A 6,267-nucleotide genomic window follows, 5' to 3' on the forward strand; every position below is an offset into this window, starting at 1 on the left:
AGCGTTGTCATATCAGCTTCCCTTGCCCATCATCGCTGCGCGGTTTCGGTTGCACACTCTTAGTGCGCGGCTTTTCACTAGGTCCATCACGTCGCGCGAAGGCGTCCGGCTCGTGGGTGCTGCAATACGGCAGGCTTCCCCGCTTTCCGGCGGGTAGCTGGCTGTAGAGGCCGGGGAGACGCAGCGCGAAAGGCGTGTCAGCGCGGCAGACAAAGCAGGGCCTAGCCATGTCATCGCATCCATCCAGAAAAGCCCGCCGCGTCCGAGGGAGGGACAGACGCGGCGGCAGTTGGCCCCGAAGGGCTGGGAGGAGACATGACGTGCGGCGAACCCCTGCGCCGCTCAGGATTTGACGCGCCGGGGTGACTGCTCATTCCCGACGCGGGGGCGCCGTGCGGGGGAGGAACCGCCGCGCCGCCAATGGTGAAACTGGTCATTGGTGCACGTCCAGAGCCAGCAGGCCGGTTGGCGTGATGGTGTAAAGCCGCTCCATCCGCACATGGCCGTCAATGCCGCTGCGGATGTAGCCAGCGCGGTCAAGGGCCGACAGGACAACGGGGGAGGTGGCTATGTCGTAGCCGAGTCTCCACTCACCGTCCGAAAGGCGCGCCAAAGCGGTGTGCTGGGCGGGGGTCATGTCGCGTCACCCGTGGGTTGAGCATTCGCATCAATTATGGCTTTTTCTGCAATTAGGCCTTGATTTGCCGCCTTATTGCTGCCAACTTTATTGGCAAGGCGTTCGAAGTTAAACGCTTCTAAGGGGCAATGAACCCCGTGGCTTTCGGCAAGCGCCTTCATCGGCGCATACCATTTGGCCGCAAAGTAACCGACCGATTTTGCGTGGCGGAGATTTCTCTCCGTCAGGCCCAGACATTCGCAAAGGGTGGAATGGCCGATGGCCTCAATAAGAATGTGTGCAGGATTGTTTCTCATGGCGCAACTATGCCAAGCATCTTGGCACAGGTCAAGCCAAGTGAATGACAATTGCGTCAAAAAACTTGGCGTGGGATGCCTTTAGCCATGGATGAATCTGATAAACCTTTCGGCGCAATCGCCGCGCGCATCATCTGGCACCGCAAACTTGAGGGGCTAGAGCAAAAGGAATATGCCGAAAAAGCTGGGCTTACCCGCTCTCAGCTATCCAACTGGGAGACAGGCACCAGCCGCGTATCCATCGACGGCGCGATTAAGCTGCGCCATACATACGGGTTGTCCCTAGACTTCATATATGAAGGCATTGCCGACACGTTGCCGATGACTTTGCGCTCAGCATGGATGGGCAGGCCAGAAGTCAAAGCCTCTAAGTAATCCAAGGTAAGGCCTGTCTCGCTTGCTGCGATACGCAGTCGGTCAATTCTGTCCATAATGTTCCCTTTCTGTTCTATTAACTAAGAGTTGCACCGAGGGCATGACTCAATGCAACAAAAAACTTACGTCAAGAAACTTGGCATAAAATATTGACGCGCCAAGAAACTTGGCTTAGCATCCTCTCCATATCCACAGGAGAGAGACGCCATGAAACCCACCTTACAGACCTTCGCTGCTGACATGACTGTCAAGCAGCATGTCGCCGTAAATCTGATGATACCGTACAGCGGCTGCGCTGAGATTGACCGGATGATTTGGGAGGCCAAGCGCGACCATATTGCGGCGCAGATAATGGCTGCGCTTATTCCGGCGAATAACGGAACGCTGACAGATGACGCGGTTGACGCTTATGCCGCTGCTGACGAGTTGCTGGCGGCATCGGGCTGGGAGATGCCCGCATGACCTGCACACCCGAAGCACTGACCATCATCCGCGCAGCAATCGAGAGCGGGCAGCACAGCCTTATGATTTGGCGCGACAAGCGCGGCTGGGTGATCCACCCCGGCACTGGCGGCTATTGCTTACCGCTTAGTGGCACGACTGCCCGCTTTGCAATTCGCAAGCTGGGGCTTGTTGCCGAGGATCGCGGCAACGGCGAACTGTTCTCCGCCCCCACAGGTGCCGCATGACCCGCTGCTGCACACACAACTGCACCCAAGGCCGCGATTGCCCTCGCCGCATGTGGGCGCGCACCCCCAGCCACGACGGTTCGGATAGCCGCATGACCGTTGCCCACCTCGCGGTGTTCTGCGCTCTCGGGCTGGCGTCATGGGTTGGCATTGCAGCTTTGCTGATCGGGAGTGTGCAATGACCCGCGTTGCCCCCTACCTCGCCTTTGCCCTGATCCTCGCGCTTGCGTCTGTATTCGCGCGCGCCCCGCATCACATTGCAACGGCTGTCAGTGCCGAGCGGGTGACGCAATGGTGAGCCTTCCAGCATCTTATGACGCATGGCGGCTGTCTGGCCCTTGGGATGACTGCCACGAGATAGGCACCGAGGACGGCCAAGAATGCGGGCGATACCACGAGCTAGACGAGGACGCCCCGCGCGGATGCCGCCCCACGCCCTGCACAGGGACCATGACAGAAGAGGACGGCGTGACCGTCTGCGATAGATGCAGAGAGATAGCATGAGCATCCCGACAGCAACCCTGCGCGACCTGAACAATGCCGCTTATCTGGCGTGGAAACAGGCCCGCAAGATGAACGATCCGCAGGTTGAAGAATACCGCCTGATCTATGCGGCGTCAAACCGCGTGATGGATCAAAACGCCACAGCATCGGCATAGTAGGACGACATGACACAAGGCAAGACGCTTACAGAATTGAACGCGAAGCCCGGCGATATCGTCGAGTATGACGGCTCTATGGGGGGTGACGTTCGCCGCCAAACTGTTGCCGGATGGCTTGGTGACAGCTGCTATAATACAGAGCAGAAGCTCGGCGGGCATACCAATATGTCGTCATGCGCTGTCTGGCGCATCGTATCCCGCGCATCCGACAATGACGGCTGGGGCGAATGGACCAGCGCCAGCGAATGGGACACGGGGAAGTTTGATGTTCAGATGGAGTGCATTGACGGCATTCACCGCGTTCGTACACGGCCCCGCAAACCCCGTCCGTTGGAGTTTTGGATAGTTGACGGCGCTGCATACCCGTCGCGCCGCACGGCTGAAAAGGTCAGCGGATGGCGGGGGCGCAGCATTCACGTCCGCGAGGTGGTGGAATGAACGCCCCTTCACATATCACCATGCCTGCTCTCGAAATGCGACCCGCGCCGCTGATCAAGTGCGCCGTGTGCCATGAGTGCCTGTACCCCGAAGACTTCCGCCCCGATCTGTTCCGCGAGGACGCCGTTGCCGCGCTGCATGAAAAGCACGGCGTAAACGTCTGTTTCGGCTGCATGGACGACGCGCGCAAAACCCCACCAGTAGAGGATGAATGGCTATGAACGCTGTAACCGAAGTGAAGGCCGCGCCAAAGACTGGCTTGGAACTGTTGCGCACCCCCTTCCCGGCAAACCAGATCTCCAAGCTGCCGAAGCCCACTAAGGCCCAGACAGACGCCGTGCGCGCCGACTTCAAGAAAGGCATCCGCTGCAAGCTGTGCGGCGCATGGCATCACCCTGACGTGGTGCATCTGGACTATGTGGGCCACGCCGCGCTGACTGACCGCCTGCTGGACGCCGATCCTAACTGGAACTGGGAGCCGCTGGCCTTCACCGACAAAGGCACCCCGCTGCGCGACGAAAACGGGGGGCTATGGATCAAGCTGACCGTCTGCGACGTGACCCGCTACGGATACGGGAACGCAGAAGGCAAGACAGGCGGTGACGCAATCAAGGAACTGATCGGGGATGCGTTGCGCAATGCTGCAATGCGTTTCGGGGCTGCTCTGGATCTTTGGCACAAGGGCGACCTTCACGCTGACGACGAGCCTGTGACCGATACGCCCCCGGCATTCAACGCCCGCGCCGCCGCTGATCGCATCATCGGTAAACTACGCAAGGCCGCATCGCTGGACGATCTGGCCGAGGCGTTCAAGGCCGAACAGGAAACCATTGCAGACATCAAGGCGACAGACGCCGCCGCCGCTGCCGAAGTTATTTCGGAGAAAGACGCCCGCAAGGCCGCGCTGACACCCCGCATCTCTGCCGATCTGGCAGGCGACAGCATCCCGTATTGAGGAGAACGCAATGGACCGCTTGCACAATAACCCGCCCGATCCGATTGACGAGGCGCTGGCCCCGTTTGGTGACGCGCTGACCGAGGCCGAGAACTGGATGGACGGCAGCGCCGTTGAGAACGAAGCGCAGATGAAAGCCGTTGATGCACTAATCCGCGACATGAAGGCCGCAAAGAAGGCTGTCACAGCCGCAGAGGAAAGCGAGGCCAAGCCGTTCTATGACCAGTGGAAGGCCGCGAAGGCGCGATACAAGCCGACGCTGGATGATCTGGACATTCGCGCGAAAGCCCTTGTGGCCGTGGTGGACGGTTTCAAGCGCAAGCTGGCCGCAGAGAAGGCCGAGGCCGAACGGCTGGCCCGTGTTGAGGCTAACCGCAAGATGCGCGAGGCCGAGGAAGCTGCCGCCAAGTCTGCCGAGGGTGACTATCAGGCACAGCGCGCCGCAATGGACGCCAAGCAGGCCGCAGAGGATGCACAGCGGGCCGTGCAAGCCGCCGCCAAGGATCAGGTTAAGGGCCTGCGCCAGACGACGATGCACGAGATAGAGAGCCACCGCAAAGCCCTGCACTGGATCGCAGCCAATGACAAAGACGCAATGACCGCCTTCATTGTCGAATATGTGCGCCGGAACTGCAAAGACATGCAGATTGACGGGGTGCGCGTCTGGCAGGAGCGGGTTGCAGTATGACCAAGCGCGACAAGGCCCCGCCGCCGATCTGCATTCTGACGCAGCGGGGCCTATCACCAGCAACAGCCTATGACGCGGAAGAACTGGCCCGTCATGCCCCCGGCACCGAGTTTGACATGGTGGCGCGGACCAAGCGCAGCAATCCGCAGCAAGGCACGTACTGGAAGGCCCTGACGCGCGCTGTAGAGGCCACCGGGCGATGGGAAAGCCGTGACGCGCTACACACGGCCCTGAAAATTGAACTCGGCTATGTGGAACCCATTTTCAACCTCAAGGGCAAGGTCGTTGGCATGAAGCCGGACAGCACCGCTTTCAACGCCATGCCGCACAAGGATTTCTGCGAATACATGGACAAGGCAATGGCCGCGCTTTCCGAGGCAATCGGCTATGACGCGCTGGAATGGATGAACGCATGAACGCTAATTTCAAAACCCCGATGTTCGTTAGCAAGAAGCTGCGCGACTTCGCGAAGGGGCAGCAATGCCAGATGATGAGCGAATGGTGCAACGGCGACCCCGAAACGGTTGTCCTGTGCCACAGCCGTCGCCGCACCGGAACAGGCATGGCGCAGAAGCCGCATGACTTCTGGAGCTACCACGGGTGCGCCTCCTGCCACGCCAACGAAGAACACATAGAGGACCGCGAATTGTATGACGCAATCCGCAGAACGCAATGGGCTGTCTATGCCCACTTTGGGAGTTTAACGCCAAAATGACACTCCAAACATTCGCCATCATCGCGCTGGGGTTTCTCGCCGCTGGCATGGGTATCGCAGCAATCGCGGGGTCTGGGCTATGAGCACAGATAAAGCGCCGGAGCGGGTCACCGCAGAAAAGCTTGAAGAACTGTGGGAGGAGTTTGAGGCATCAGCAAAGCCCACAAGTTTTGACGGCGATACGGAGTATTTCGACGTCGAGGATATGCAGGACCAAGCATATTATCTCTACGAGGCGGCAAAGTCGTTGCTGGCCCCCGCTGCCGCCTCGCCCGATGTGCTGGCCGATCCTAGGGTATGGGAGCTTATTGAAACCGTCCAAGAGGGTATCAAGACGGGCCTTCTTCCTAAATCGACGCCTGCGGGAAGTGGTGCAGCCCGACACTCTGCACAGATTAAAGCTGCGGACAGGCTGCGCGCCGCCCTCGCCAGCATCACAGACACAGGAGGGCGGAAGGATGATTGATCCAATAAAAGAAGCTGCCGATTGGCTGGCGCAAGATGATGCGACGCATTGGGGCGAGCATGAGTGGCGACTGTTCAATGTGGTTGAGGCGGTTGAGGAACTGCACGCGCGCCTTGAGGCTGTGGAGAAGGAGCGGGATGATGCGCGCAAACTGCAAGCCAAAGACTTTGAGTTGCTTGACAGCCCGTGGAAGCAGCGCGCCGAACGTGCCGAGGCCGCGCTTGCGACGGCGCGACGGGAGGCGCTGGAAGAGGCGGCGGAGATTGCGGAGTCGCACAAGCCTTCATCGTCTTTTATATCAGATCGTTATTGGCGCGGTGTTGATGAGGCTGCCCATAGCATTGCC

Annotated in this window: 14 protein-coding genes; 12 read left to right on the top strand and 2 right to left on the bottom strand. The window is 59.6% G+C overall.

Annotated features, from left to right (window positions below; translation table 11 throughout):
* Positions 1-433: 433 nt before the first annotated feature.
* Entirely contained in the window at positions 434-637 is a 204-nt protein-coding gene (locus VGP75_RS10510; protein WP_327543618.1) for a hypothetical protein, read from the bottom strand.
* On the bottom strand, positions 634-933 hold the full coding sequence (locus tag VGP75_RS10515) for a hypothetical protein (RefSeq protein WP_327543619.1): 300 nt from the start codon (positions 931-933) through the stop codon (positions 634-636). The genes VGP75_RS10510 and VGP75_RS10515 overlap by 4 nt, the downstream gene beginning before the upstream one ends.
* 87 nt (positions 934-1,020) lie before the next feature.
* On the opposite strand from VGP75_RS10515, the gene VGP75_RS10520 reads away from it, so the two are divergent.
* The 12 genes from VGP75_RS10520 to VGP75_RS10575 all read left to right on the top strand — a co-directional run.
* Positions 1,021-1,308 carry a helix-turn-helix domain-containing protein gene (locus tag VGP75_RS10520; protein WP_327543620.1) on the top strand — a complete coding sequence of 96 codons (288 nt, stop codon included), beginning with the start codon at positions 1,021-1,023 and terminating at the stop codon, positions 1,306-1,308.
* Positions 1,309-1,515: 207 nt separating this feature from the next.
* A complete protein-coding gene (locus tag VGP75_RS10525; RefSeq protein WP_327543621.1) occupies positions 1,516-1,770 on the top strand; it encodes a hypothetical protein in 255 nt (84 codons plus the stop codon).
* Positions 1,767-1,997 (top strand): hypothetical protein, encoded by a 231-nt coding sequence (locus VGP75_RS10530; protein ID WP_327543622.1) that lies wholly within the window; start codon positions 1,767-1,769, stop codon positions 1,995-1,997. Before VGP75_RS10525 ends, VGP75_RS10530 begins: the two co-directional genes overlap by 4 nt.
* Positions 1,998-2,497: 500 nt before the next feature.
* Entirely contained in the window at positions 2,498-2,656 is a 159-nt protein-coding gene (locus tag VGP75_RS10535) for a hypothetical protein (RefSeq protein ID WP_327543623.1), read from the top strand.
* A 9-nt stretch (positions 2,657-2,665) separates the two neighbouring features.
* On the top strand, positions 2,666-3,097 hold the full coding sequence (locus tag VGP75_RS10540) for a hypothetical protein (protein ID WP_327543624.1): 432 nt from the start codon (positions 2,666-2,668) through the stop codon (positions 3,095-3,097).
* Positions 3,094-3,318: a hypothetical protein gene (locus tag VGP75_RS10545; RefSeq protein ID WP_327543625.1), complete on the top strand. Its 225-nt coding sequence runs from the start codon at positions 3,094-3,096 to the stop codon at positions 3,316-3,318. The genes VGP75_RS10540 and VGP75_RS10545 overlap by 4 nt, the downstream gene beginning before the upstream one ends.
* Positions 3,315-4,052 carry a hypothetical protein gene (locus tag VGP75_RS10550; RefSeq protein ID WP_327543626.1) on the top strand — a complete coding sequence of 246 codons (738 nt, stop codon included), beginning with the start codon at positions 3,315-3,317 and terminating at the stop codon, positions 4,050-4,052. Before VGP75_RS10545 ends, VGP75_RS10550 begins: the two co-directional genes overlap by 4 nt.
* Before the next feature lie 10 nt (positions 4,053-4,062).
* Positions 4,063-4,740, top strand: coding sequence for a hypothetical protein (locus VGP75_RS10555; protein ID WP_327543627.1), 678 nt, complete (start codon positions 4,063-4,065; stop codon positions 4,738-4,740).
* The gene (locus VGP75_RS10560) at positions 4,737-5,156 is read left to right on the top strand and encodes a hypothetical protein (RefSeq protein ID WP_327543628.1); all 420 of its coding nucleotides are present in this window, start codon (positions 4,737-4,739) and stop codon (positions 5,154-5,156) included. Before VGP75_RS10555 ends, VGP75_RS10560 begins: the two co-directional genes overlap by 4 nt.
* Positions 5,153-5,455 (top strand): nuclease domain-containing protein, encoded by a 303-nt coding sequence (locus VGP75_RS10565; protein WP_327543629.1) that lies wholly within the window; start codon positions 5,153-5,155, stop codon positions 5,453-5,455. The genes VGP75_RS10560 and VGP75_RS10565 overlap by 4 nt, the downstream gene beginning before the upstream one ends.
* A 79-nt stretch (positions 5,456-5,534) precedes the next feature.
* A complete protein-coding gene (locus VGP75_RS10570; protein ID WP_327543630.1) occupies positions 5,535-5,921 on the top strand; it encodes a regulator of G-protein signaling domain-containing protein in 387 nt (128 codons plus the stop codon).
* A partial coding sequence (locus tag VGP75_RS10575; protein WP_327543631.1) for a hypothetical protein occupies positions 5,914-6,267 on the top strand: 354 nt, incomplete at its 3' end. The genes VGP75_RS10570 and VGP75_RS10575, both read left to right, overlap by 8 nt.

It is taken from the genome of Yoonia sp. (assembly GCF_036007805.1).
Classification (GTDB): Bacteria; Pseudomonadota; Alphaproteobacteria; order Rhodobacterales; family Rhodobacteraceae; genus Yoonia.

Coding starts and splice junctions, on each gene's coding strand:
- VGP75_RS10510 (WP_327543618.1), bottom strand. CDS start 637: ATGACCCCCGCCCAGCACACCGCTTTGGCGCGCCTTTCGGACGGTGAG.
- VGP75_RS10515 (WP_327543619.1), bottom strand. CDS start 933: ATGAGAAACAATCCTGCACACATTCTTATTGAGGCCATCGGCCATTCC.
- VGP75_RS10520 (WP_327543620.1), top strand. CDS start 1,021: ATGGATGAATCTGATAAACCTTTCGGCGCAATCGCCGCGCGCATCATC.
- VGP75_RS10525 (WP_327543621.1), top strand. CDS start 1,516: ATGAAACCCACCTTACAGACCTTCGCTGCTGACATGACTGTCAAGCAG.
- VGP75_RS10530 (WP_327543622.1), top strand. CDS start 1,767: ATGACCTGCACACCCGAAGCACTGACCATCATCCGCGCAGCAATCGAG.
- VGP75_RS10535 (WP_327543623.1), top strand. CDS start 2,498: ATGAGCATCCCGACAGCAACCCTGCGCGACCTGAACAATGCCGCTTAT.
- VGP75_RS10540 (WP_327543624.1), top strand. CDS start 2,666: ATGACACAAGGCAAGACGCTTACAGAATTGAACGCGAAGCCCGGCGAT.
- VGP75_RS10545 (WP_327543625.1), top strand. CDS start 3,094: ATGAACGCCCCTTCACATATCACCATGCCTGCTCTCGAAATGCGACCC.
- VGP75_RS10550 (WP_327543626.1), top strand. CDS start 3,315: ATGAACGCTGTAACCGAAGTGAAGGCCGCGCCAAAGACTGGCTTGGAA.
- VGP75_RS10555 (WP_327543627.1), top strand. CDS start 4,063: ATGGACCGCTTGCACAATAACCCGCCCGATCCGATTGACGAGGCGCTG.
- VGP75_RS10560 (WP_327543628.1), top strand. CDS start 4,737: ATGACCAAGCGCGACAAGGCCCCGCCGCCGATCTGCATTCTGACGCAG.
- VGP75_RS10565 (WP_327543629.1), top strand. CDS start 5,153: ATGAACGCTAATTTCAAAACCCCGATGTTCGTTAGCAAGAAGCTGCGC.
- VGP75_RS10570 (WP_327543630.1), top strand. CDS start 5,535: ATGAGCACAGATAAAGCGCCGGAGCGGGTCACCGCAGAAAAGCTTGAA.